General features: G+C 63.8%; 19 protein-coding genes. 10 read left to right on the top strand and 9 right to left on the bottom strand.

From position 1 onward, the window contains the following. Window positions 1–64: 64 nt before the first annotated feature. The 3 genes from ACN0X9_RS13595 to ACN0X9_RS13585 form a co-directional block, all read right to left on the bottom strand. Window positions 65–241 carry a hypothetical protein gene (locus ACN0X9_RS13595; protein ID WP_417488107.1) on the bottom strand — a complete coding sequence of 59 codons (177 nt, stop codon included), beginning with the start codon at window positions 239–241 and terminating at the stop codon, window positions 65–67. 163 nt (window positions 242–404) lie between these two features. Next, on the bottom strand, window positions 405–1130 hold the full coding sequence (locus ACN0X9_RS13590; RefSeq protein WP_417488106.1) for a tRNA1(Val) (adenine(37)-N6)-methyltransferase: 726 nt from the start codon (window positions 1128–1130) through the stop codon (window positions 405–407). Beyond that, window positions 1127–1342, bottom strand: a complete 216-nt coding sequence (locus ACN0X9_RS13585) for a DUF2007 domain-containing protein (protein ID WP_417488105.1) — start codon at window positions 1340–1342, stop codon at window positions 1127–1129. The genes ACN0X9_RS13590 and ACN0X9_RS13585 overlap by 4 nt, the downstream gene beginning before the upstream one ends. A gap of 163 nt (window positions 1343–1505) precedes the next feature. Between ACN0X9_RS13585 and ACN0X9_RS13580 the strand changes: the two genes are divergently transcribed. After that, window positions 1506–2528 carry a polyprenyl synthetase family protein gene (locus ACN0X9_RS13580; RefSeq protein WP_417488104.1) on the top strand — a complete coding sequence of 341 codons (1023 nt, stop codon included), beginning with the start codon at window positions 1506–1508 and terminating at the stop codon, window positions 2526–2528. A gap of 6 nt (window positions 2529–2534) precedes the next feature. On the opposite strand, the gene ACN0X9_RS13575 is transcribed toward ACN0X9_RS13580, so the two are convergent. From ACN0X9_RS13575 to ACN0X9_RS13560, 4 genes are read right to left on the bottom strand one after another with little or no spacing between them, the layout of a single operon-like run. Next, window positions 2535–3548 carry a glycosyltransferase family 4 protein gene (locus tag ACN0X9_RS13575; protein ID WP_417488103.1) on the bottom strand — a complete coding sequence of 338 codons (1014 nt, stop codon included), beginning with the start codon at window positions 3546–3548 and terminating at the stop codon, window positions 2535–2537. Then, entirely contained in the window at window positions 3545–4399 is an 855-nt protein-coding gene (locus tag ACN0X9_RS13570) for a 4-(cytidine 5'-diphospho)-2-C-methyl-D-erythritol kinase (protein WP_417488102.1), read from the bottom strand. The genes ACN0X9_RS13575 and ACN0X9_RS13570 overlap by 4 nt, the downstream gene beginning before the upstream one ends. Continuing rightward, window positions 4396–6144: a tetratricopeptide repeat protein gene (locus tag ACN0X9_RS13565; RefSeq protein ID WP_417488101.1), complete on the bottom strand. Its 1749-nt coding sequence runs from the start codon at window positions 6142–6144 to the stop codon at window positions 4396–4398. The genes ACN0X9_RS13570 and ACN0X9_RS13565 overlap by 4 nt, the downstream gene beginning before the upstream one ends. A 54-nt stretch (window positions 6145–6198) precedes the next feature. Next, on the bottom strand, window positions 6199–7872 hold the full coding sequence (locus tag ACN0X9_RS13560; RefSeq protein ID WP_417488100.1) for a 4Fe-4S dicluster domain-containing protein: 1674 nt from the start codon (window positions 7870–7872) through the stop codon (window positions 6199–6201). Window positions 7873–8021: 149 nt separating this feature from the next. Here ACN0X9_RS13560 and ACN0X9_RS13555 point away from each other — a divergent pair, with 149 nt between their 5' ends. After that, window positions 8022–8876, top strand: coding sequence for a uracil-DNA glycosylase (locus tag ACN0X9_RS13555; RefSeq protein WP_417488099.1), 855 nt, complete (start codon window positions 8022–8024; stop codon window positions 8874–8876). An 87-nt stretch (window positions 8877–8963) separates the two neighbouring features. Further along, a complete protein-coding gene (locus ACN0X9_RS13550) occupies window positions 8964–10085 on the top strand; it encodes a PA0069 family radical SAM protein (protein WP_417488098.1) in 1122 nt (373 codons plus the stop codon). Window positions 10086–10103: 18 nt separating this feature from the next. On the opposite strand, the gene ACN0X9_RS13545 is transcribed toward ACN0X9_RS13550, so the two are convergent. Then, complete coding sequence (locus tag ACN0X9_RS13545) at window positions 10104–12440, bottom strand: EAL domain-containing protein (protein ID WP_417488097.1); 2337 nt, start codon at window positions 12438–12440, stop codon at window positions 10104–10106. Window positions 12441–12555: 115 nt separating this feature from the next. Here ACN0X9_RS13545 and ACN0X9_RS13540 point away from each other — a divergent pair, with 115 nt between their 5' ends. From ACN0X9_RS13540 to ACN0X9_RS13530, 3 genes are all read left to right on the top strand, one after another. Then, window positions 12556–13212 (top strand): ribonuclease HII, encoded by a 657-nt coding sequence (locus tag ACN0X9_RS13540; protein ID WP_417488096.1) that lies wholly within the window; start codon window positions 12556–12558, stop codon window positions 13210–13212. 77 nt (window positions 13213–13289) lie between these two features. Continuing rightward, a complete protein-coding gene (locus ACN0X9_RS13535; RefSeq protein ID WP_417488095.1) occupies window positions 13290–14369 on the top strand; it encodes a site-specific DNA-methyltransferase in 1080 nt (359 codons plus the stop codon). A 10-nt stretch (window positions 14370–14379) separates the two neighbouring features. Beyond that, window positions 14380–16956 (top strand): ATP-binding protein, encoded by a 2577-nt coding sequence (locus ACN0X9_RS13530; protein ID WP_417488094.1) that lies wholly within the window; start codon window positions 14380–14382, stop codon window positions 16954–16956. Here ACN0X9_RS13530 and ACN0X9_RS13525 read toward each other — a convergent pair. Next, complete coding sequence (locus tag ACN0X9_RS13525; RefSeq protein ID WP_417488093.1) at window positions 16953–18005, bottom strand: A/G-specific adenine glycosylase; 1053 nt, start codon at window positions 18003–18005, stop codon at window positions 16953–16955. The genes ACN0X9_RS13530 and ACN0X9_RS13525 overlap by 4 nt on opposite strands. A gap of 57 nt (window positions 18006–18062) precedes the next feature. On the opposite strand from ACN0X9_RS13525, the gene ACN0X9_RS13520 reads away from it, so the two are divergent. The 4 genes from ACN0X9_RS13520 to smc all read left to right on the top strand — a co-directional run bounded on the left by ACN0X9_RS13520 (window position 18063) and on the right by smc (window position 23681). Beyond that, the gene (locus ACN0X9_RS13520; RefSeq protein WP_417488092.1) at window positions 18063–18602 is read left to right on the top strand and encodes a DciA family protein; all 540 of its coding nucleotides are present in this window, start codon (window positions 18063–18065) and stop codon (window positions 18600–18602) included. A 22-nt stretch (window positions 18603–18624) separates the two neighbouring features. Further along, window positions 18625–19401: a thioredoxin domain-containing protein gene (locus ACN0X9_RS13515; RefSeq protein ID WP_417488091.1), complete on the top strand. Its 777-nt coding sequence runs from the start codon at window positions 18625–18627 to the stop codon at window positions 19399–19401. Window positions 19402–19409: 8 nt separating this feature from the next. After that, entirely contained in the window at window positions 19410–20168 is a 759-nt protein-coding gene (locus ACN0X9_RS13510) for a thioredoxin domain-containing protein (RefSeq protein ID WP_417488090.1), read from the top strand. Between the two features lie 66 nt (window positions 20169–20234). Continuing rightward, the gene (gene smc, locus ACN0X9_RS13505) at window positions 20235–23681 is read left to right on the top strand and encodes a chromosome segregation protein SMC (RefSeq protein ID WP_417488089.1); all 3447 of its coding nucleotides are present in this window, start codon (window positions 20235–20237) and stop codon (window positions 23679–23681) included. The last annotated feature ends 295 nt before the right edge of the window (window positions 23682–23976 follow it).

Raw genomic sequence — 23976 nt, 5'->3', positions numbered from 1 at the left:
AATTCCCGCTGGATATATCGAGATCAAGAAATCGCGCGAACACTAGGCAAGCCGGGCCTTGTAATCAAGCGCGCGAGTCCTCGTCTTTGTGCGACGCAGCATCGCGCTCGTGTGGTTCAAAGCGGGTCTCGACAGCCCGCCGCGCCGCCTCCGCCGCATTGTCCCGCTGCTTTCGCCCGCGTGCGCCCAGAACGATCAACAGGACAAAAGCGAGGACGACGAGGATGATCGTTATGGTCATGCGCGAACCTCCATCGTTCCACGGCTGCCTACTCTACCGTCATCCTGACGAAAGTCAGGACCCAGTCCTGCCGCCGCGTCGGCGTCTCACGCGGGCACGCCAAGCTTCGAGCTGAGTCCCGACTTTCGTCGGGATGACGTGGACTAAATGACAGGCGTTCGGATCAGCCCATCTCGACGACAGCGCGACCGCGCAGGATGGCATCTGCCTCGGCAGAATGGCCTTCACCGTCATGCAGGACCAAGGGGGCCAGCAGGACCAGCGGCGATTTGCCGCCAATCGTCGCGCGAACAATGACCCGTTTGGCCGGCTCGCCGGCGCGCGGATGTACCGGTTTGATCACCACCGAGCCAAAGGACCGGTCAAGCGCGGTCAGGATATCAGCGAGCCGGTCAGCGCGGTGGATCAGGGTGAGCCTGCCCTTGGCCTTCAAAGCCCGGGCCGCGCAGCGCACCCAGTCGGCAAAGGGCACGTCGCCGGTCAGCCAGGCGGCGCGTTTCTCGTCTTTCGGAGCACGCAGTGCCGACGGGTCATCAAAGAAGGGCGGATTGAAGAAGACCTGGTCGACCTTCAGCGAGGTGCCCAGCTGGGTGATGTCGGAGTTTTGCACCCTCACCCGCGCGCCCATGCCATTGGCCGCCGCATTCTCGCCGGCCAGGGCCGCCGCTTCGGGATCGCGTTCGACACCGACAAAACTCGCCCCGGTGAGCCGCCAGGCGGCGCACAGCAGCGCCGCTCCGGCACCACAGCCAAATTCGGCCAGGCTCTCGCCTTCACCCGCATTCAGCGACGCCGCCAGCAGGCCGGCATCCATGCCGGCGCGATAGCCGTCCTTGCCCTGACGCAGGACAACCCGGCCATCGAGCAGACGGTCGAGCGTCGTGCTCACGCCTCGTCCTCGCGCAGGTCGGCGAGCAATTCCCCGGCCCGACGGGCATCTTCATCGACCACCATGATTCGCGCGCGGATCATTGGCAGCCCGCCACCATACATGGATGACATGCCCTGATCGAGCACGATCGGCTCAATATCGGCGTCGCGCAGCAAGGACTGGGCGTAGGAAAGTTTGACCGGATCATTGGTCCGCAGGACTTCTTTCACGTCGGCACGCCTCCGCGCTAATTGTCGTTGATCGGCCAAGGCAGAACGGCCCGCCCGACCTGTGCTGTTTCGTCACCGCCCCTTGCGCTTGCCGGGCGGTCGCTCGATTTCTATTGTCGGAAGCAATCGGGCCTGCATCAAGAGGACAGCTGGCGTGGACAGCATGGTGAGTGTCAAAACGGCAACGGTCGCAAACAGCGCCGACAGGCCGAATGCGGCCGAAGCGCTGGCAATGCTGGCCCATGACGACATGCGCCGGGTCGACGCGCTCATTCTTGAGCGGCTGGACAGCCATGTCGAGCTGATCCCTGAACTGGCCCGCTATCTGATCGAGGCCGGCGGCAAGCGCGTCCGGCCAATGATCACGGTCGCCGCCGCCAACATGATCGGCTGTTCCGACATTGCGCCGCTGAAGCTGGCTGCCGCCGTCGAGTTCATCCACACCGCCACGCTGCTGCACGACGACGTCGTCGACGAGAGCGGCATGCGACGCGGCAAGGCTGCCGCCAATCTGGTCTGGGGCAATGCGTCCTCGGTACTGGTCGGTGACTTCCTGTTCGCCCGCTCCTTTTCCCTGATGGTCGAAGCCGGATCGATGAAAGCGCTCGGCGTCCTGTCCGATGCGGCCTCGACTATTGCCGAGGGCGAGGTGCGCCAGCTCTCTGCGGTCAAGGATGTCGGTGTGTCGGTCGAGACCTACATGCAGATCATCGATGCCAAGACCGCCGCCCTGTTCGCCGCCGCAGCCCAGGTATCAGGCATTGTCGCCGACCGCCCGGCAAGCGAGGAAGCGGCGCTGGAAACCTATGGCCGCGAGCTGGGCCTGGCCTTCCAGCTGGTCGACGACGCGCTCGACTACAGCGGCGCCTCGGCCAAGCTGGGCAAGTCGACCGGCGATGATTTCCGCGAGGGCAAGGTGACCCTGCCGGTCGCGCTCGCCATTGCGGCCGCCTCGACAGAGGAATCAGGCTTCTGGGACCGGGTCATCGCACAGGGCGACCAGACCGACGGAGACTTCGAACGGGCGGTCAAACTGGTCAACGCCCATGGCGCCCTGGCTGCAACCGTCAACCAGGCGCGCAATCATGCCCGCCGCGCCCGTGAAGCACTGGCGGCCTTCCCGGCCAATAGTTGGCGGGCAGCGCTGGAAGACCTCGCCGATTTCGTCGTCGATCGCGCCTACTGATCGCGCCTACTGGTGGATATCGAGTCCGTGTGAACTGGCCAGCTTGCGGCATCGGCGGTGGCCCAGCGTAAAAATCACCACGGCCACGACAAGGCAGGCCAGCTGTAGGTGGGATGGCAAGGCACTGGCGACAATCGCCAGCACGCCACATGACAGGCTCATCCCGCCCCAGATCATCGCCACCTGACGATGGCTGAGCCCGATCGAGATGAGCAATTGATAGGCGTGCGCCCGATGCGCGGCGAAGGCAGAGCGTCCCGCGCGCACACGGGCCGCCATCGTCAGCAAGACATCGCCAAGCAATGGCAGGACGAGAAGCGGCACCAGCCACACCGATCCGCCCCGGTCGGTCGACGCCCAAGCGAGAGACAGGCCGGCGAAAATCACCGCACCGCCAAGCGCGCCGACATCGCCGCTGAACAATCTGCCCCGGGCTGCCAGCAATGGGGCATTCCACACGGCAAAGCCGGCCGTCGCCGCAGCCAAGGCCAGCGCCGCAACTGCGACGGGACCATCGGCGAGTACGCCGAGCGCCAGCGCGGCCGGGATCAGGGTCGAGGCCAAAAGGCCATCCGATCCGTCCATGAAATTCACGGCATTCGCCAGCGTGAACACAAAGAGTGCCGAACCGAGCCAACCGGCCAGCCACGGCAACGCAAAACCAAGATCGGTCACAGGACCCGCCATTCCGGCAAGCGCCAGGCTGATTGTCGCCAGCACCGCGAACTTGATTCGCCCGTCCAAGCTCACCAGATCATCGACGAAACCGAGCAAGGCGGTCAGCACCGCACACAGTGCCAGCCCGCCCAGCATCGCCTGGTCAGCCGGCGCGGGCAGCGGGATCAGCGCCAGCGAGAAAAGAAAACCGACGACAATCCCCAGCCCACCGCCGCGCGGCGTTGGACGGACATGGCTGGACCGGGCATTGGGATGGTCAAGAATTCCGGCGCGCATAACCAGCCCTGCCACAACCAGGGCCGTCACAAAGGCCAACAGCCCTACGGACCCGGACTGTATCATTGGCCGGAGCCTCCCAGTCGCACCGCCCTCGCGAAACCATCATGGGCTGCCGCCACGCTTTCGGCGGCTGCACGATCATGACACAGCGCAAAACAGCTGGCGCCGGAGCCTGACATGCGAGCCAGCTCCACCCCGTCGCGCTTGCGCAACCAGTCCAGCGTTGCGGCAATTTCCGGATGCCGCGCACAGGCCACCGTTTCCAGGGCATTCACCTCACCGCGCAACCAATGCAGCCGGTCCTCACCGATCGGTCCGGCTTCGGCCAGAGGCGCCGGGTCGGACTGGTCGAAGGCCTTGAAGACCGGACCGGTCGGCACACTGATGCCCGGATTGACGATAACCGCCTCGAGCCCGTCGAAACGGGGCAGGATGTCGATCCATTCGCCAATTCCCCGCATGCGCAGGGGACGCGAATAGAGACAGGCCGGCACATCCGCCCCCAACGCCAGGCCAATCTCTGCGAGCCGGTCGAGCGGCCAGTTCAGGCCCCACAACCGGTTCAGCGCTCTCAGGGTCGCGGCCGCATCGGCCGAGCCGCCACCAAGCCCGGCCTCGACCGGTATCTGCTTGTCGAGCCGGATCATCGCCCCGGCGTCGGTATTCGCCGCGGCCTGCAAGGCCCGCGCGGCCTTCAGAACCAGGTTTGAGTTATCACCGGCCAGGGCCCGCGAAGCCTCGCCGGACATGGTCAGCAGCAGGCCCGACGCCGGCCGCACCTCGATGGTGTCACCCCAGTCGGCGAAAACCACCAGACTGTCGAGCGGATGATAGCCATCGGTGCGGGCAGCGCCGACGCGCAGGGTCAGGTTGACCTTGGCGGCTGCGGGTTCAGTGACCGGTTCGGAATTCAAGGTTCACCCGCACCGTCTGCCGGCGCCGCCATGTGCGCCGACTCGGAGACATCGACGACACGCTCCTGCTGACCAGCGGGCGGCTGGCCGTGGGCAAGTCGGTATTCCAAGCCATCGCGTTGTTCAGGGCGTGGATCCAGATCAATTGCCCGGCGCCACTGGAAGCCTGCTTCCAGGTATCGTCCAACCTGCCAGTAGGCATCGCCGAGATGATAATTGGCGGTGGCGTTGCCCGGCGAGAGTTCCGCTGCCCGCTCGAGCGCCAGAACCGCCGCTTCGTACTGACCGAGGCGGTAGTGGGCCCAGCCGAGACTGTCGATGACATTGCCATTTTCCGGATCCAGCTCGGCGGCCAGCATGATCATCTCGAACGCTTCATCGACACGCTCACCCCGATCGATCCAGAAATAGCCAAGATCATTGAGAATCCGGCTTTCTCGTGGTGCCAGTTGCAACGCTGCTTCGTAGTGACGCTCGGCGGCGGGCCAGTTGTCCGCGTCATAGTGGCAGGCGCCCGCATAGTAATGATAGCGCCAGTCACCGGCCTGCCCCGCCGCGCCGCGGTCCGCAATGACCTGCTCATACAACGTGACGGCTTCCGGGCACTGCCCCTGCACCCGCAACAGGTCGGCCAGAAGTAGGCGCGCTTCAATGTCACCGCTTTCATCCACCAGACGCCGGGCCAGCATCGTGGCCTCTTCGGTTCGGGCCAACCGGCCGAGCAGCCAGATCTGGTCAATGTCCGCGGCAAAGCGGAATGGCCCTTCGGCGACAGCCGCATACTCGGTCAGCGCTGCCTCGGGCAGGCTGATCCGTTCCAGCGTGCCGGCGAGGCTCAACCGTGTCGGCGCGTAGGCCGGGTCAAGACGTTCGACCATGCGCAAATAGATGACCGACAGGTCCATATCGGCCTGGGCAGCGAGTTCCGTGGCGGGGCCGAAGAGCGATCGCGACGCCATTTCCGGAACCGAGAGACGCCTTCCGGGCCGTTCTCCGGCATCCAGTCGACGCAGGGCATCCAGCACAAAAGGCTCGTCGGGACTGGCATCGAGATTGGTTTGATAAAGCGCCCTCGCCTCATCGGAGCGCCCGTTGCGCTCGAGGAAGTTGCCATACATCTCCGCCGCAAGACGCGGGAAGACCGAGGAGTAGGCTGCGGTCCGGTAAGCCCCATCTGCCGCCTCGGTTTCGCCGGCGATATCGGCGAGCATGGCCTTGTGCAGCCACAGGTGCGCGGACAGGAATTCCGGTGCCGCCGTGGAATTGGCCGCATCCATCGCTGCCAGTTGTTGGCCATCCCCCATCATGGCCCACTGCATCAGCAGGTCACGCATCAGGGTGTTGAACGGACCATAGTCCGGCGCCGCTTCCAGGCTGGCGATAGCGCCGTCATAATCGTGGCGGGCAATCTTGTCGGCGGCGAGATAGAGCGTCGCCAGACGGCTGGGGTCGCCAACATCGACGGTCGCCTGGGCCAGTCGCGCCGACTGCTGCCGATCGCCGGCCAGCAAGGCCGTGATGAACGCGCGATCGGCCAGAGTGGGGTCGCCAGGGGCTTGATCGAGCGCGCGCGCGTAGTTTTCCGCGGCGCTGGCAACGTCCCGGTTCACACCCGCATAGCGGGCCGCGAGGAAGGCTCCATAGACGGAGGCCTCGTCATCCTCAGGCGGAGAAGACGGGCTGGCACAGGCTGACAAGGCCGTGGCAGCCAGGATCAGCGGGAGCATGCGGACAGGAAAACTCATGCCCGCATGCTCGCCCCGCTGGCCCTCCGGCGCAAGGGCCGGAGGCGGTTGTCGCTACATATTCGCGTACATCGGACCACCGCCGCCTTCAGGCGTGGTCCAGTTGATATTCTGGTTGGGATCCTTGATGTCGCACGTCTTGCAGTGAACACAGTTCTGGGCGTTGATCTGGAAGCGCTTGTCGCCTGAAGTCTCGTCCTCGACCCATTCATAGACGCCCGCCGGGCAATAACGGGTCGAGGGGCCGGCAAACTCGCCCAGCTCGGACAGTTTCTGCAACTCGGCATCGGAGAGTTTGAGGTGGATCGGCTGATCTTCCTCATGATTGGTGTTGGAGATGAAGACCGAGGACAGGCGGTCAAAGGTCAAAACGCCATCCGGCTTGGGATAATTGATCGGCTTGTGCTTGGCCGCCGGCTCCAGGCTCTCCGCGTCGGTCTTGCCGTGCCCCATCGTGCCAAACGGCGACCAGCCGCCGAAGATCGTGGTGCACCACATGTCCAGCCCGCCGAAAACAACGCCGAAGAAAGTGCCCAGCTTTGACCAGAGCGGTTTGACGTTGCGGACCCGCTTGAGGTCCTTGGCGACCCAAGAGTTTTCATAGGCGGTCTGGTAGTCGGCCAGTTCATCATGCTGGCGGCCCTCGGCAATCGCCGCGAACACGCTTTCCGCGGCCAACATGCCGGTCTTCATGGCGTTGTGGCTGCCCTTGATGCGCGGCACATTCACGAATCCGGCCGAACAGCCGATCAGCCCGCCGCCCGGGAAGGCCAGCTTGGGCACGGACTGGTAGCCACCCTCGGTGATGGCGCGGGCGCCGTAGGAAATCCGCTCGCCGCCCTCGAACACCGGTGACATCACCGGGTGGGTCTTCAGGCGCTGGAATTCTTCGAAGGGCGACAGGTAGGGGTTCTTGTAGTTGAGGTGGAGGACATAACCGACCGAGACCAGGTTATCGCCGAAATGATACATGAAGGATCCGCCACCGGTCTGGCCATCGAGCGGCCAGCCCATGGTGTGTTTGACCATGCCCGGCTTGTGATTCTCGGGCTTCACCCGCCACAGCTCCTTGATGCCGATGCCGAATTTCTGCGGCTCCTTGCCCTCGGACAGGTTGAAGCGGCTGATCAGCTTTTTCGCCAGCGAACCGCGCACGCCTTCACCGATCAGCGTGTACTTGCCGCGCAATTCCATGCCGGGCTGATAGCCATCCTTGTGACCGCCATCGCGGGCGAGACCGAAATCACCGGTCACCACGCCCTTGATGACACCGTCTTCCTCGATCAGGTCGGCGGCCGGGAAACCGGGATAGATTTCGACGCCCAGCGCTTCGGCCTGTTCGCCCAGCCAGCGACAGACATTGGCCAGCGAAACGATGTAACAGCCATGATTGCTCATCAGTGGCGGGAACATCAGGGTTGGCAGGCTGATTGATCCGGCGGCGCCAAGCACTTCAAAGATGTCGGTCTTGACCTCGTCGTCGAGCGGCGCGCCCAACTCCTTCCAGTTCGGGATGAGTTCGTTGAGCGCCTTGGGATCGACCACGGCTCCGGACAGGATGTGCGCGCCGACCTCGGCACCCTTTTCCAGCAGCGCGATGGAAATCTCGCTGCCCGCCTCGGCGGCCATCTGCTTCAACCGGATCGCGGCGGACAGGCCGGCCGGGCCACCTCCGACGATGATGACGTCATATTCCATGGATTCGCGTTCGATTGCGGCGTCGGTCATCTGGCTGGCACCCTTCCCGTTTCGTGATCGCTGTCTGTTTAATGCGGTGTTCGGCTTGCAGGTCTTCGGTCATACCCTAGGATCGAAGACCCATCTAGCGCGTCCCGCCGTCGGGATCAAAGCTATTACGTTAACGTGCACGTCAATCCATGACCGATTCCGGACCCGCCCTGACCCCACAAGACGAGAAAGCGCTGCAGGCGCTTATCGCCTGGTGGGCGGATGCCGGGATCGAGATGGACGAGCCAATTGTCAGCCGCCCGGCACCCGCTGCACCGGTTTCAAGCCAACCGTCCGAACCACGGCGGCAGCCTGCGAGCGAACCGATCCGCGCCGCGACACCACAAGCCGCGCGGGCAGCCGGATTTGGCGACAGCCGGACCACCGGACCAAGTGCCCAGGCGAGTGCCAGCAAAGCTGAAAGTCTCGAGGCCCTGAAGCAGGCCATCGACAGCTTTGAAGGCTGTGCCCTGAAACGCACGGCCCGCAACACGGTCTTTGCTCGGGGTGACAAGGCCGCTCGCATAATGCTTGTCGGGGAAGCACCCGGCCGGGAAGAAGACGAGCATGGCGAACCTTTCGCCGGTCAAAGCGGTCGCCTGCTCGACCGGATGTTTGCCGCTATCGGTGTCGAACGCGACCAGGCCTATTTGACCCACATGCTGAGTTGGCGCCCGCCGGGCAATCGTGCCCCGACCCAGGATGAAGTCGCGCAATGCCTGCCTTTCGTCGAGCGACACATCGCATTGAAAAAGCCGGACATACTGATTCTGGCGGGCGAACTGGGCGCGCGGGCGCTGTTGCGCAGCGACACGGCCATAACCCGCCTGCGAGGGCGCTGGGTGGATTATGCCTTGCGCGACGCGGCGGGTGAGCCCACTGGTGAGTTGATCAAGGCACTGCCGATATTCTCACCACGTTACCTGCTTGCCCGCCCCGGCGAGAAACGTCTCGCCTGGCAGGACATGTTGGCCCTATCAGACCAGCTCGACGCGTCGACCTGACCATGTCGCGGCGGGCCTGGTCAGCCCGATTGTTCGCGACGAGAAATTTGTTCTTGATTTGTTCCATTTTTGAGTCATGATGCGGACATGACCGAGCGCCCTGGTGGCTACGCCCTTAATGCCCCTCAGGAGGCCTCCCCGCTCCACCGCCCCGGAGCGAGAGGTCGGGGCGCTCGGTCAAACGTGTCGGGACGATTCGAGTCCCAGGGACGAGAGGCCTTTGACGACGGATGGACCTACGCCGATGGCGAGCCGCCCAAGCTGGCGACCATGGTTTTGCGGGACGCATCGAAATCGATCATTTCAACCAACCAGTCGCCGGACATCTCTTTTGACCATTCGATCAATCCCTATCGGGGCTGCGAGCACGGCTGCATTTATTGTTACGCCCGACCCAGTCACGCCTATTGGGGTTATTCGCCAGGCCTTGATTTCGAGAGCGTGATTTTCGCCAAACCGGATGGCCCGGCCCTGCTTGAATCCCATTTCAACAAGGCCGGATACCAACCCAAACCGATCATGATCGGCGCCAATACCGATGCCTGGCAGCCGTTGGAGCGTGAGCGACAGCACACACGTGACATTCTCAAGGTCTGCGCCCGCTACAAGCATCCGATCAGCGTCATCACCAAGTCCGCCCTGATCCGTCGCGACCTCGACATTCTCGCGCCAATGGCCGCCGATGGCCTCGTCAAGGCCGCCATCTCGATCACCACGCTCGACCGCAGGCTCGCCCGCGACATGGAGCCGCGCGCCGCAGCCCCACATCGCCGCCTGGAAACCATCACCGCCCTCAAACAGGCCGGCATACCGGTCACCGTGATGATGGCACCGGTCATACCCGCCCTCACCGATCACGAGATCGAACCCCTGCTCGAGGCGGGGGCGAAGGCTGGCGCCGACAATGCGGCCTACGTCCTCCTGCGCCTGCCACTGGAAATCCGCGACCTGTTCCGCGAATGGCTTGCCGACCATCGGCCCGACAGCGCCGCCCGCGTCATGTCCCTGATCAGGCAGATGCGCGGCGGCAAGGACTATGACGCCAATTGGGGTACGCGCGGACGCGGCACCGGCCCCTATGCCAAGCTGATCGCCAGCCGCTTCCGAAACGCTATCAAACGCTACGGTCTGGATGCGCCACGGGTCGCACTGGACACAGGTCGGTTCGAGCGGCCACTAGGCTCGGCACAGCAACCGGGACTTTTCTGAGTCACATGCCCAGGCCCGCTAGGCGCTGCGTTGCCGCAACGGCCTTGATGAGCCAACCAGGGTCGCGATTTCAGCCCGGATCGCTTTCGATGTCTCGTCAAATCCCGAGATCAGACCGCGGGTCAATGGCCGTGACAGAAGATATCCCTGCAGGGCCAGGTCCGGTTGATAGCCAAGCGCGCCGAGTTCGTCGAATTCCTCGACCCCCTCCACAACGACGGCGATGTTCAGATCGCGGGCCAGATCGATCGTTGCCCGCACAATGATCTGCGCTTCCGGGTCATTCTGAAGACCGGTGATGAAAGACCGGTCGATCTTGATCTTGTCGAACGGGAAGGCCCGCAGATAGCTCAACGATGAGTAGCCGGTCCCGAAATCATCGATCGCCAGACCGACTCCCAGATCCTTGAGCCCGCGCAGAACTTTCAACGCTCGCGCCTCATCATCGATCAGCACACCTTCTGTGATCTCTATTTCGAGGCGGGCCGGGTCAAGACCCGAATTGGCCAGCGCGCGCTGCACCGAATAGACCAGATTGCCCTGTTTGAACTGGGCCGGGCTGACATTGACCGCCACCCGACGGTCATTGGGCCAGTTCACCGCCTCACGGCACGCGGTCTCCAGAACCCATTCGCCCATTTTCAGGATCAGCCCGGTTTCCTCGGCGATCTGAACGAACTCGGCCGGCGCAACCGCGCCACGTCGATCATCATGCCAGCGCACCAACGCCTCAAATCCGGAGATCGATCCGTCGCCAAGCCTGACTTGCGGCTGATAGTTCAGCGTCAGCAGGTCGTCTTCAATGGCCAGCGCCAGGTCGGCTTCGAGCATCCGACGCTCCTGCATCATCATGCCCAGTTTGGGGTCGAAATCGCAGACCTGGTTCCGCCCCTGCCCCTTGGCTCGGTAGAGCGCGAGATCCGCCTGGTTCATCAGCCGGTCCGGATCCTCACCATCCATCGGGAACATGGTCACACCGCCGGAGGCCGAAACCTTCAGGTGGAGGGATCCGATGCTCAATGGTGAGCCGACATTGTTGACGACACGCCGGGCCGTATTGAGAACGTCCTCGCGGCTGTCCACATCCGGCAACACCACGGCAAACTCGTCACCACTCAGGCGCGCGGCAATGGCATTGCGCGGAAGGGCATCCAGCAGACGCTCCGACACCGCGACAAGCAAACGGTCACCGGTCGCATGCCCGTGCACGTCGTTGACTTCCTTGAACCGGTCCAGATCGAAGAACATCAAGGCGACCTGGCTATCATCATCCCAGGCACTGTTCAGCTCGGCCTCAAAAGCTTCCCGGAATTTGAGGCGGTTGGGCAGGCCAGTCAGGGTATCGTGATGGGCCAGGTGCGTGATGCGGGCGCGGGCGCGTTCTTCCGAGGACACGTCGCGAAATGTGAATACCCGCGACGGTTGCCCATCGTAATCCATGACACGGGCACGAACCTGCACCGTTATCGGCGCGCGCTCCCGGCAGCGAAGACGGCAGGTGGCCGGTGCATCGCCCTGGTCCAGCTGCAGAACCCGGATATCTTCCGGATCGACTGCAAGTTTCATGATTGGCGTGCCAGCCAGATCTTCACGCGCCAGGTTCAACATTTCACAGAAACGACCATTCATGTCGTACATCTGACCGTCGCGCACGACCGCGATACCTTCGAACGTCGCCTCGGCCAACGCGCGCATCCGGGCACCTTCTGCCATCCGGCGCTTTCCGAGATGCAGATCAATGGCAGCCGTCGCCAAACCGACACTCACCACGAAAACAACGCCCAGCGCGACGGTGACAGCCAACAGTTTGGGCGACAGCCCGTCTTCCGGCGCACCAACGGCCATGTCGGGGACGAGCTGCATGGCACCCATCGAGATGAAGTGCAGGCTGACAACGCCGCACACCAAAAGCAGCGTGCCGCCAATCAGGCCGGGTTTCTGGGACTTTCCCATCACCACAGCCGAAGCCGCTGCAGAAAACTGGATTCCCAGCACGATGGCGGCGATTACCAGGCCCGCATCCCAGGTAAAGAAGGCATTGGTCCGCATCGCCTCGATGCCCATGAAGTGCATGGCGGCAATGCCGCCTCCGACCAACGCACCGCCGATCGGAGCGGCGAAACGGGTCTCCGAGCGGATCGCAAATGCCCAGCCGCAGGCCGAAACAATAATTGCGAGAGCGAGAGAAATCACGGTCTCGAAAAGCCCGAAGGCGATCGGGACCACACTTTCATAGGCCAGCATCGAAACGAAATGGGTGCCCCAGATGCCCGTGCCGGTGACGAAACCGGCAAACAGCAACCAGGCGGGTTGCCGCGCTGGATCGGCCTCTCTTGCCCGACGGACAATGGACATTGCCGCGAGCGCCGATAGCGCACACAAAAGAGCCGCTACAGCGACAAGACCGAGATCGTGCTCAACCGTCAGGCAGTAATAAACGCGATACACCTAATGCCCCAAAGGATCTGCTTTGAGTGTAACCATTCCACAAAAAGACAATCAGAGCCTTAACAAGGCCGATGTTCGCAACTCGGCCCAGCTTGCTGGCGTCGATGAAGCCGGGCGCGGGCCCCTCGGTGGACCGGTTGTCGCGGCTGCTGTCATCCTTGACCCGGCCCGGCCCATCACCGGCCTTGGGGACTCCAAGGCACTCTCGGAGCGACGACGGCGCGCCCTTTTTCCGCTGATCCGGGCCAATGCCTGGGTCGGAATTGGTATCGCCGAACCGGCAGAAATTGATCGCCTGAACATCCTGCACGCGACCATGGCCGCCATGAGCCGCGCCGTGGCCCGGCTGCCGGCCCGGCCGGCCCTTGTCCTGGTCGATGGCAACAGGCTCCCGCCGGGCCTGCCCTGCCCGGCCGAGGCCATAATCAAGGGTGACGCCAAGGAAGCCTGTATCGGCGCGGCTTCCATCATCGCCAAGACCGTGCGCGACGACTTGATGGAACAGGCGGCACGCCGTTTCCCGGGCTATGGTTTCGAGGGCCACAAGGGTTATCCGAGCGCTGCACACAAGGCTGCGCTGGAGGCGTCCGGCGCCTGCCCCATCCACCGCCGGTCCTATGCACCGGTCCGCGCCGCGCTCGAATCCCGGTTTTCCACAAATGCGAATCGCTGTGGATAACTTGAAGCAGGGTTAACGGCCCGTTAGCCCTAAAAGCCGAAAAACTTGCCTCTGTATCGGGAGTGGAGCGGCGCGTTATGGCCAAGACAAAGATCGACCAGATCCTCGAAGGGGAATGCGTGGAAGTGATGAAGTCACTTCCCGACGAGAGCGTTGACCTGGTGTTCGCGGACCCGCCTTACAATCTCCAGCTTGGCGGCGACCTGCATCGTCCCGACAATTCGAAAGTCTCCGCGGTCGACAATGACTGGGACCAGATCGGTGGCTTCGACGAGTATGACCTGTTCACCTGGAACTGGATGGAGGAGGCCCGCCGCGTCCTCAAGCCGAATGGCGCCATCTGGGTGATCGGCAGCTATCACAACATCTTCCGCGTCGGTGGCATTCTCCAGGATGCCGGCTTCTGGGTGCTCAATGACATCATCTGGCGCAAATCGAATCCGATGCCGAACTTCAAGGGCACGCGCTTCACCAATGCGCACGAGACCCTGATCTGGGCCGCCAAGACCAAGGACGCCCGCCCGACCTTCAATTATGCCGCCATGAAGGCGCTCAATGACGGCGTGCAAATGCGCTCCGACTGGACCCTGCCGATCTGTACCGGTGGCGAACGCCTGAAGGACGAGGACGGCAAGAAGGCCCATCCGACCCAAAAGCCTGAATCCCTGCTCCACCGTGTCCTGCTCTCCACCACCAATCCGGGTGATGTCGTGCTCGACCCCTTCTTCGGAACCGGCACTACCGGCGCCGCCGCCAAGCGACTGGGTCGTCATTACATCGGCATTGAACGGGACACCGCTTATCTGGACGTTGCCCGCAAGCGCCTTGCCGCCATCACGCGCGGCGCCAGCGACACACTCGACGTCACCCAGTCCAAACGCGCCCAGCCGCGCATCCCCTTCGGTGCATTGGTCGAGCGCGGCATGCTCAAGCCCGGAGATACGCTGTATTGCCCCAAAGGGCGCAACACAGCCCGGGTGCGCGCCGATGGAACATTGATCGCCGGCACCAATGCCGGCTCAATCCATCAGGTCGGCGCCCAATTGCAAAGCGCACCATCCTGCAATGGTTGGACCTACTGGCATATCCGCACCAAGCAGGGCCTCGCCCCGATTGACGTGATGCGCGCGGAAATCCGGGCCACGCTGGAAAGCTGAGGCACTTCGCATGGACCTAGGCCAGGGCAACACGCGATCGCGCGCGCCTAGCAAGCCCGGCAGCTCGATCGCCTGGACCCTGCTGAGCGTGATCCTGGTGACCTCGCTCCTGGTGTCCGGCTCCGGCATTCTCGTCGCTGCACTGGCCTTCTGGACCGATCTCGAAAACCAGCAACTCATCCAGCTGGAGAATTATGTCGATGAACGCGGACGCCGAAACGCCGCAATCTTCGACACTGTCGAACGGGCACAAGCGACCGCGATCGATCGCTTCGAACGCCGGCTGGAGGCGTTGTCCGACGACGAGGTCAACCAGCGTTTCGACGCCCTGTTCCCGGCCCGCCCGGACGGCACCCGGCGCAGTCGTGACGACATGTTCGACGGCTATCATGACGAGCAAGGCAATTATCGCTCCGGTGTCGGTGCCTATCTGCATCCGCCGGGAGATTTTTCACCGCTCGAACGGCGTCAACTGGTGTCCGCCTATGAGGTCGTCGACAGCTCGGGCCAGGCCCTGACCGGGCTGGTCGACAACTTCTACTATTTCACCTTCCGCAATGAATTGGTGATCTCGGCAGCATCGCGTGAAGATCAACTGCAATTCTACCGGCATGAGGCCACCGCCGATTTCGAATTCACCGAAGCGGCATTTGTCCAACTCATGTTGCCAGCCAACAATCCGTCCCGGGAGTTTCTCTGTGGCGAGTTGACCCAGCTGATTTATGTGCGCGACGAGCAGTCGCTGACCACCGGCTGTTATACACCTTACGATGCTGACGGTGTTCCGACCGGCGCATTTGGCACCACGATTCAGCTGCACGCCTATTTCGAAGCCGCGATGGCCGGCCCGCCCGCTCACGGTGTCAATATTCTGCTCGATCAGGCCGGTCAGTTGATCGCCCACCCCGACCTCATCCACGACCGTGTAACCGACGGCCGTATCGACACCATTTCGGCAATGTACAATCTGCCGGAGATTGCCGAACTCCTGTTGGCGGAACCGGCAACGCGCACGCTTGGCACGTTGATCAGTCGGGACGGTCGGTGGGTGGTGGCGTATTCGCGTTTGCAGGGCCCCGGCTGGTTCAGTGTCTCACTGGTCGATCGCAACATCCTGCGGCGAAGCATCGCCGGCAAACTCTCGATTGCGCTTGGTTTGGGAATTCTCGGCGTCGCGCTGCAAGCGGTGCTGGCCTACTTCATTCTCTATCGTCGGTTTGTGCGCCCGCTTGAAGCGCTGACAGGCCATTTCGGCGTCGCCCGCCCGCGCGCCGCGGCGACCAATCCGGCACTGGAACCACTTCTCGGGAGCCGTCACGAGATCGGCATTCTGGCCCGCACGCTTGAAGAACAAAGAGCCACCAACAAGGACGCCTTCGACCTGCTCGAAGCCCGCGTCGCCGAGCGGACGCGCGAACTGGAGGCCGCCAATCAGGCCAAGAGCACATTCCTCGCCAATATCAGTCACGAAATCCGTACGCCGTTGAACGGCATCCTCGGCCTGGCCCAGGTATTGCGGACCACGTCCCGGTCAAAGAAGCGGCAGGATCAAGCCCGCATGATCAAGGAAAGCGGCGAGACCCTGACCCAATTGCTCAACGACGTCCTCGACATGTCGAAGATCGAGGCCGGCAAGATGGAGCTGTCGCCACAAGTTGTCGACCCCGCCCGTCTGATTGAGGACATGCACACCCTCTTCCAGGCATCTGCCGAGGCCAAATCGCTCGAATTCTCGATCGAGATCGACCCGTCCCTGCCCGAACGCCTGCAATTTGACCCGCTTCGCGTGCGCCAGTGCCTGTCCAATCTCCTGTCCAATGCCATCAAATTCACCAGCAAGGGTTCGGTTCGCCTCTGCGTCAATTGGCACGGCGAAGCAGACCGGGCCGGCTTGTTGGAAATCAGGATCACCGATACCGGCATCGGCATCCCGCCCGAAAAACTCGCCACGCTTTTTTCCCCGTTCACACAATCCGATGCCGCCATCGCCGGTGAATTCGGCGGGACCGGGCTGGGCCTGTCCATCGCCCGCGATCTCGCCCAATTGATGGGCGGTGACATCACTGCGGAAGCGACACCTGGCCAAGGCTCGACCTTCACCCTCACCTTCACCGCGAAACCGGCACAGACGAAACCGGCAACGCAAAAAGACCTCACGCCGACGCAGCTCGCCGACGATCCAGGCTATGCCGGATTGCTCGGGCTGCGCGTCCTGTTGGTCGAGGACAATGACATCAACCGGCAGGTGGTGCAGGCTTTCATGGCTCCGTTGAAAGTGCATGTCACCGAAGCGGAAAACGGGCTGGAGGCCCTGGCGGCGCTGGAGGCTGCGCCTTTCGACATCGTATTGATGGATGTGCGGATGCCGATCCTCGACGGGCTGGAGGCGACCCGCCGCCTGCGCGACAGCGACGCCCCCTGGCGTGACATCCCGGTTACCGCCCTGACCGCGAACGCGTCACACCAGGATGCCGATATCTGCCTCGCGGCAGGGATGGATTCCTTCGCCTCCAAACCGCTCAAGCCTGCCAGTCTTTTCGGTGCCATGCGGCGGGCGCGGCAGCTGCGACCTTACAGCCCCGCCTAGGTCCGGCGGGCGGCGAGGACCTTGCGCATCACGCTCGGCAGGGCCTCATTGCCGAGGTCACGCTCATCAACCCAATAGCCGGTGTCCGGTTCCCATTCCGGTGATGCCACACCTTCCCGCACAGCCAATCGCAACTCGAAATGGGTGAAGACGTGACGCACCTCGCCGCGGGCGGCCCACTCGGCTTCGAGTGGCGGCGTTTCATCGACGGATCCGGATTCCAGCCAGGGCGAGGACGGTATTTCAGTCATCCCGCCCAGCAGTCCGGCATCGCCACGCTTGCGCAGCCAGATGCGCCCGGCCCGGCGCACCAGCCAGGCTGTACCGCGACGGACCGGCTTTACCTTCTTGGGTGCCTTGACCGGATAGCGCTCCACATCACCAACCGTGGTCGCCGCACAGGCGAAGGACCAGCAACACCCTGCACAGTCCGGGTTTCGCGGCGTGCAGACGGTCGCGCCGAGATCCATGACTGCCTGAGCATAGTCGCCGGAGCGGTCCGGGTCGGCGATGGCGGCGGCCAGTTTGCGGATCTCCGGTTTGGCCTTCGGCATCGGCGTGTCGACCCGGTGGAGACGGGTGATGACCCGCTCGACATTGCCATCGACCACGCTGGCCGGCTTGTTGAAGGCGGCTGCCAGGATCGCGTTGGCGGTGTAGTCGCCTACACCCGGCAGTTCCAGCAGCCCACCCAGCGTGTCGGGAAACTGCCCGGCATGGTTGGTGGTCACTTCAATCGCACAGGCATGCAGATTGCGGGCACGGGCATAATAGCCCAGCCCGGCCCACTCCCTCATCACATCGTCGCGCGGCGCAGCGGCCAGGTCATCAACGGTGGGCCAGAGCGACAGGAAACGATGCCAGTAGGGCGTCGCGTGCGGCACGGTGGTCTGCTGCAGCATGATTTCCGACAGCCAGATCGCATAAGGATCGGCGACCGGCGCGCCCGCCGTCCGGTCTTCCGGCCGGATCCGCCACGGCAGGCTACGACCCTCCTGATCGTACCAGGCCAGCAATTGGCGGCGGAGACGGGCGATGTCGATTGTCATGGTTTGAAGGGCTGACCGGTTGCAGGCGGAGACGTTCGAAGCGAAACTGAGAGCATGATGCGCAAACCGCCCCCGTCAACGATGGAACAGGCCGCAACCGACTTCATCAACAGTCGGCGCGGTCGACCTGCGGCCCGGCCCCTGCCGTCCACCGCACGGGCGATGGAGCGGGTATTGCGCCCGCTGGCACGCCGTTTCGGCGTCGGGGTCGAGCAATTGCGCGAGCACTGGACCGAGATTGTCGGCGAGCGACTGGCCAAGTGGAGCGAGCCGGAAACCGTGCAACGGGCCGGCGGCGTCAATACGCTGGTGATCCGCGCACGGGGTGCCGCCGCTGCCATCCTGCAGGCCGAGTCGCGCCGCATCCTGGAGCGGGTAAGAACCTTCGCCGGCGACCGGGCACCGACCCGCCTGCGCATCCTGCAAGGCCAGGCGAGCGCCAGCTTCAAGCGCGCCAAGCCTGTCGATCAAGCGGATGTGAAGCCGATGAAAACATCGTCACAAGTGAACGAAGGGGTGGAGCAAACACCCGAGGCGCGTCTATTGTCCGAACTCAACCGTTTTGAACGAGCGGTCAAAGCCCGCGAGGGATCGTGACCATCTGGCAGGGGGACCCTGAATGAGCCTGACCCGACGACTTTTCTCCGCCGCGGCCATGACCGCAGTTCTCGCCGTCTCCGCCTGTGGCAGCAGCGATGCGCCCGTCGATGGCCAGTCGCGCTTCGAACGTGCCGGCGATCGCGGTCTCGGCAGCCCCGACGCACCCGTCACCATGATCGAATACGCCTCGGTCGCCTGTGGCCACTGCGCCACCTGGCACAACGAAGTCTACCCGATGCTGGAAAGCGATTATATCGAGACCGGCCAGGTCCGCTTTGTCCTGCGCGAGATGATCACCGGCTCGGCCCAGTTCGCAATTGCCGGCTTCTCGCTGGCGCATTGTGTGCCGGAAGACCGCTATTACGACATGGTCGATCTGTTGTTCCAACAGCAAAACGCCATCTTCCAGGCCGCCCAGACGCAAGGCAGCGCCCGCAACCAGTATCTCGCCATTGCCCGCTCCATGGGCATGAGCGAAGCCGACTTCACCCAATGCCTGTCCGACGAGACCATCACCCAGGACATCCTGGACGCCAATGACCGGGCTGGTGCCGAAGGCATTACCGGCACGCCGCGCTTCATCTTCAATGGCGAAATGCTCGACTCGCGCCGCGCACCGGGCGAAAGCGCCTACACCTATTTCCTCGGCAATGAACAGTTGATCATCGATGGCGAGCCGGTTCCGAATTTTTCGGACGCCGACACCTTCCGCCGCATCCTCGACCATCTGATCGCTGAAAATACCGGCGGCGCCATGCCAGCCGGCGATGACAGCGCGACCAGCGGCGAGGAGTAGTCCCGATCATGTCGGTAAAGCGTATCCTGACCAGCCTGTCCGTTTTTGTCGCCGCCTTGACGTTCACGGGCGCGACACAGGCCCAACTCGCGGAGGGCGCAGGCACGCTGCGTTCCACCGACCGGGTCATCGGCAACACCGATGCGGACCTGCTGATCATTGAATACGCCTCCTTTGCCTGTCCGCATTGCGCGCATTTCCAGACCGATGTCTGGCCGATGATCCGCTCGGAATTCGTCGAGACCGGGCTGATCCGCTACTCGATCCGGCCCATGCTGACCGCTCCGCCGCAAATCGCCGGAGCCGGTGTCATCCTTTCGGAATGCGTACCCGATGATCGCTATTTCGATGCGGTCGACCTGCTCTTCCACGAGCAGGCCACCATTTTCGAGACGGCCCGCGAGGGCGGCGATGTCCTGGCGGTCTACAACCGGATCGCGGCGGCAACCGGTGGATCGGAAGAAACCTTGCTGGCCTGTTTCCAGGACCCGGCCGCCAACGAACATGTGAATGCCGTTGCGGTGCAGGCGTCAGAGGACGGTATCCGCTCGACACCGGCCTTCATCATCGCAGGTGACCTCCTCTCAATCGGACACCCGGGAGATGGCGAGGCTGGCCACAATCATGCGACGGCCGGTCCGACCGTGTTTTTGCATGGTGGCGAACCCCTGATGATTGATGGAGAAACGGTGCCCGGCCGTTTGGACGAAGACTCTTTCCGCCGAATCATCCTTCACTTCCTCGATGAGTCCGATTCGGCTGACTAGGCAGGCCTTCACGCCAGCGCCGCAATTGGATGCGAAAAACGTGTTTCGCGGCGCAAGGGAGACCGGGTGAAGTTCACACAGCTGAGGCTGGCCGGATTCAAGTCATTCGTCGAACCGACGGAACTGAGAATTGATCCGGGCCTTACGGGCGTGATCGGACCCAACGGTTGCGGCAAATCGAATCTGCTTGAAGCCCTGCGCTGGGTGATGGGCGCGACTTCGGCCAAATCGCTGCGCGGTGACGGCATGGAAGACGTGATCTTTGCCGGTACCGACGCCCGCCCGTCGCGCAATTTCGCCGAGGTCGTTCTCTCGGTCGACAATGCCGACAAGCTGGCCCCCGCCCGTTTCAACGACTCCGACACGCTCGATGTCACACGACGCATCACCCGCGGAGCCGGATCCGCCTACAAGATCAATGGCGAGGAAGTACGGGCCAAGGATGTCCAGCTCCTGTTCATGGATGCCGGTACCGGCGCCAACTCCCCGGCTCTCGTCCGTCAGGGTCAGATCTCCGAACTGATCGCGTCGAAGCCGCAGAACCGTCGCCGCGTGCTGGAAGAGGCCGCCGGCGTGTCCGGCCTGCGCGCCCGCCGTCATGAGGCCGAACTTCGCCTGAAAGGCGCCGAGACCAATCTCGACCGGCTGCAGGAAGTGGTCGACGAGATATCCGCGCGGCACGGCTCCCTCCAGCGTCAGGCCCGGCAGGCCTCGCGCTATCGCAAGCTGTCCGCCTCGATCCGCAGCCTTGAGGCCGCCGTCTGGCTCAATCGCTGGCGCGAAGCCGCCAGCGCCGTCGAGACCGCCGAGGCCGTCCTGACAGAGAAACGGACTGCGACCGAGGATACCAGCATGGCCGCCGCCGAAGCGCGCACGCGCGCCGAGGTCCTCGCCGCATCCCGCGAACCGGCCCGCCAGGCCGAAGCCGAGGCCGCCGCTGCCCTGCGCCTGCTGGAACGCGAGCGCGACCGGCTGCAGCGCGATGCCGAAGACGTGCAGCGTTCCATCCATGGTCTGGAACGTCGGCTCGACGATCTCGCCAACGCTGCCCGGCGCGAAACCGACATAGCCGAGGATGCCCGCACCAGCCGTGCCGAAGCCGAGGCGCAGATTGCCCGACTCGATACTGAAGTTAAGGACGAGCAAGCGGCGCTGGATGCTGCCGAGATGGCGTCGGTCGAGGCCGAAACCGCCCGTCAGGCCGCCGAGGACTCCCTCGACGCCCGGGCGGGCGAAGCCGCCAACAAGCGCGCCGCCATCGAGACGGCCCGCCGCGACCTGTCGCGCCATGAAACCCGCCTCGGCCAGATCGAGCGCGAGATTGACGGGGCCCGCTCCGAACTCGATCGGGTACGTGGATCGACGGCGCTGGCCGAACTGGAAACCGCCGAAACCACTGCAAAAGCCGCCGAGGCCAAGCTGGAAACGGTCCGCGCCGAGCTGCAAGCCGCCGAAGAGTCGCGCCAGTCTGCCGCCCAGACGCTGGAATCCGCCGCTGACGTCTGGCGCGAGGCCTCAGCCCAGCGCGAAACGCTGGAGCGTGAACGCCGTGCCCTTGAACGCCTGCTGGCCGGCTCACAGGCCGAAGCCCTGTCGCCTGCGATTGAGGCCGTGCGCGCGCGGCCGGGTTATGAACACGCCCTGGCTGCGGCCCTTGGTGATGACCTGGAGGCCTCGCTCGACGCCAGCGCGGCTCGTCACTGGGCGCAGACGACCTGCCATGCCGAGGCGCTGCCGGGCGGCTGTGTGCCACTGTCCGATCACATCCAGGCCCCACCCGCACTGAAGGCCCGACTTGATGCCGTCGGCGTCGTCAAGGCCGACAAGGCTCTTGAGGCTGCTGCCAAACTCAAACCCGGCCAGCGTCTTGTGACCCGTGAAGGGGATCTGTGGCGCTGGGACGGGCTGGTGGCGCGTGCCGATGCCCCTTCAGCCGCCGTGGCCCGGTTGGAACAGAAAAACCGCCTTGACGCCATCCGGGTCGAGCTGGACGACACGCTCATTGCCCACGACACGGCCCGCGAGTCAGAGGCAGAAGCCCGCGAAATCGCCCGCACCACGCGTGAAGCCGAAGCCACTGCCCGGTCCTCCGTCGGACCTGCGGAGCGCCAGGCGCGCGAGGCAATGGCCCGGATCTCCGATCTGCGTGAACGCGCCGCCAAGGATGCCGCCCGCGCCACGGCACTGGAAGAACGTCTCGATCGGCTGACCGCCGAACAGGCGGATAATCGCAGATCCATCGATGAAGCCCGCGCCCTTCTGGTCGAAGCCGAAACCGCGGAGGGCGACACCGATGCGCTCGACGCCGCTCGCGAGACTGCAGACGCGGCGCGTAGTGCTGCGGCGGATGCCCGCGCGGCGCTCGAGAGCCTGAAGCGAGAGCGCGAACAGCGCCGTCAGCGGCGTATGGGCTTCAAGCGCGATCATGATGCCTGGGCGGAGCGGTGCAAATCCGCCGAATCCCGCCTCGAAGAAATCGCCAGCGAACGCAGTGAAGCCGAAGCCCGTCTGGAAACGGCCCGCGCCCGCCCGGACGTGATCGAGGACCAGCTGTTCGAGCTGGCGTCCAGGCTGCGCGCCGCCGAGGCGACGGCTGAGGATGCCCGTCAGGCCGCCTCCGCCAATGAAGGCGAAGTCAAATCCGCCGACAGCGCAGCCCGCCAGGCCGAGGCTGCCGCTTCTGCAGCCCGCGAGGGGCGCGCGGCCGCCGAGGCGACCCTGAACGCCGCGCGCGAACGCCTCGCCGAAACCACCGAACGCCTGCAGGATGCGACCGGCGAGGCCCCCGGCACACTGAGTACGCGCTTTGACGAGGACGAGATGTCCGAACTGAGTCCGAGCGAGCTGGAACGACGGCTGGACGAAGCCCGCCAGTCCCGCGAGCGCCTGGGAGCGGTCAATTTGCGCGCCGATGACGAGGCCGAGGAGCTGTCCGCCAAAATCGAGGAGATGACTCGCGAACGGGACGACCTGGTCGAGGCCATTGCGCGTTTGCGCAAGGCAGTCGATGAGCTGTCCCGTGAGGGTCGGGCCCGACTTCTGGAAGCCTTCGAGATCGTCAACAATCACTTCCAGACCCTGTTCGAGACCCTGTTCGAAGGCGGTCACGCCGAGCTGCGCCTGACCGAGCACGACGATCCGCTGGAAGCCGGTCTCGAGATCTTCGCCTGCCCGCCCGGCAAGAAGCTGGACAATATGGCCCTGATGTCCGGCGGCGAGCAGGCGCTGACCGCGTCGGCGCTGATCTTCGCGGTCTTCCTGTCCAACCCGGCACCGGTCTGTGTTCTGGACGAGGTCGATGCGCCGCTGGATGATGCCAATGTCGACCGCTACTGCCGCATGCTCAAGGAAATGCGCCGTCTGACCGAGACCCGCTTCCTGGTCATCACCCACAACGCACTGACCATGTCGCGAATGGACCGTTTGTACGGTGTGACGATGGCCGAACGCGGCGTTTCCCAACTGGTCTCGGTCGACCTTGTCGGCGCCGAACAGCTGATCGCTGCAGAATAGCTCATACCAACTTATTTTTCAGACACTTACACTTGGGACAGCCTTGCTTGACTTGGCAGAGGCCCGTGGATAGTGTGCGCGCGCCTGCTGGGGGGCTCTTCTCCCATGGGCAGACCGGTCAAACATGTCAGGCGATAACGACAGCCAGCGCAACAATTCACGGGCCGACCTCGACGAGCTGCAGCAGCGCATTGATGCGAAGCGCGCGAAGTACGAGGAACCGGCCGGAAGACAGCCCAGCTCCGCTTGGTCATTGGGCATGCGCTACGGGTCGGAATTTTTCGGCGGTGTTCTG

The sequence above is a fragment of the Maricaulis sp. genome (assembly GCF_048268525.1).
In the GTDB taxonomy this organism is placed as follows: domain Bacteria; phylum Pseudomonadota; class Alphaproteobacteria; order Caulobacterales; family Maricaulaceae; genus Maricaulis.
Note: the sequence above shows the minus strand (reverse complement) of the source record. Positions and strands in the feature narration are given on the sequence as shown.

What these genes read in the sequence shown, in the direction of transcription:
- ACN0X9_RS13595 (WP_417488107.1), bottom strand. Translation starts at nt 241, where the DNA reads ATGACCATAACGATCATCCTCGTCGTCCTCGCTTTTGTCCTGTTGATC.
- ACN0X9_RS13580 (WP_417488104.1), top strand. Translation starts at nt 1,506, where the DNA reads ATGGTGAGTGTCAAAACGGCAACGGTCGCAAACAGCGCCGACAGGCCG.
- ACN0X9_RS13575 (WP_417488103.1), bottom strand. Translation starts at nt 3,548, where the DNA reads ATGATACAGTCCGGGTCCGTAGGGCTGTTGGCCTTTGTGACGGCCCTG.
- ACN0X9_RS13565 (WP_417488101.1), bottom strand. Translation starts at nt 6,144, where the DNA reads ATGAGTTTTCCTGTCCGCATGCTCCCGCTGATCCTGGCTGCCACGGCC.
- ACN0X9_RS13560 (WP_417488100.1), bottom strand. Translation starts at nt 7,872, where the DNA reads ATGACCGACGCCGCAATCGAACGCGAATCCATGGAATATGACGTCATC.
- ACN0X9_RS13555 (WP_417488099.1), top strand. Translation starts at nt 8,022, where the DNA reads ATGACCGATTCCGGACCCGCCCTGACCCCACAAGACGAGAAAGCGCTG.
- ACN0X9_RS13550 (WP_417488098.1), top strand. Translation starts at nt 8,964, where the DNA reads ATGACCGAGCGCCCTGGTGGCTACGCCCTTAATGCCCCTCAGGAGGCC.
- ACN0X9_RS13545 (WP_417488097.1), bottom strand. Translation starts at nt 12,440, where the DNA reads ATGTCCATTGTCCGTCGGGCAAGAGAGGCCGATCCAGCGCGGCAACCC.
- ACN0X9_RS13535 (WP_417488095.1), top strand. Translation starts at nt 13,290, where the DNA reads ATGGCCAAGACAAAGATCGACCAGATCCTCGAAGGGGAATGCGTGGAA.
- ACN0X9_RS13530 (WP_417488094.1), top strand. Translation starts at nt 14,380, where the DNA reads ATGGACCTAGGCCAGGGCAACACGCGATCGCGCGCGCCTAGCAAGCCC.
- ACN0X9_RS13525 (WP_417488093.1), bottom strand. Translation starts at nt 18,005, where the DNA reads ATGACAATCGACATCGCCCGTCTCCGCCGCCAATTGCTGGCCTGGTAC.
- ACN0X9_RS13520 (WP_417488092.1), top strand. Translation starts at nt 18,063, where the DNA reads ATGCGCAAACCGCCCCCGTCAACGATGGAACAGGCCGCAACCGACTTC.
- ACN0X9_RS13515 (WP_417488091.1), top strand. Translation starts at nt 18,625, where the DNA reads ATGAGCCTGACCCGACGACTTTTCTCCGCCGCGGCCATGACCGCAGTT.
- ACN0X9_RS13510 (WP_417488090.1), top strand. Translation starts at nt 19,410, where the DNA reads ATGTCGGTAAAGCGTATCCTGACCAGCCTGTCCGTTTTTGTCGCCGCC.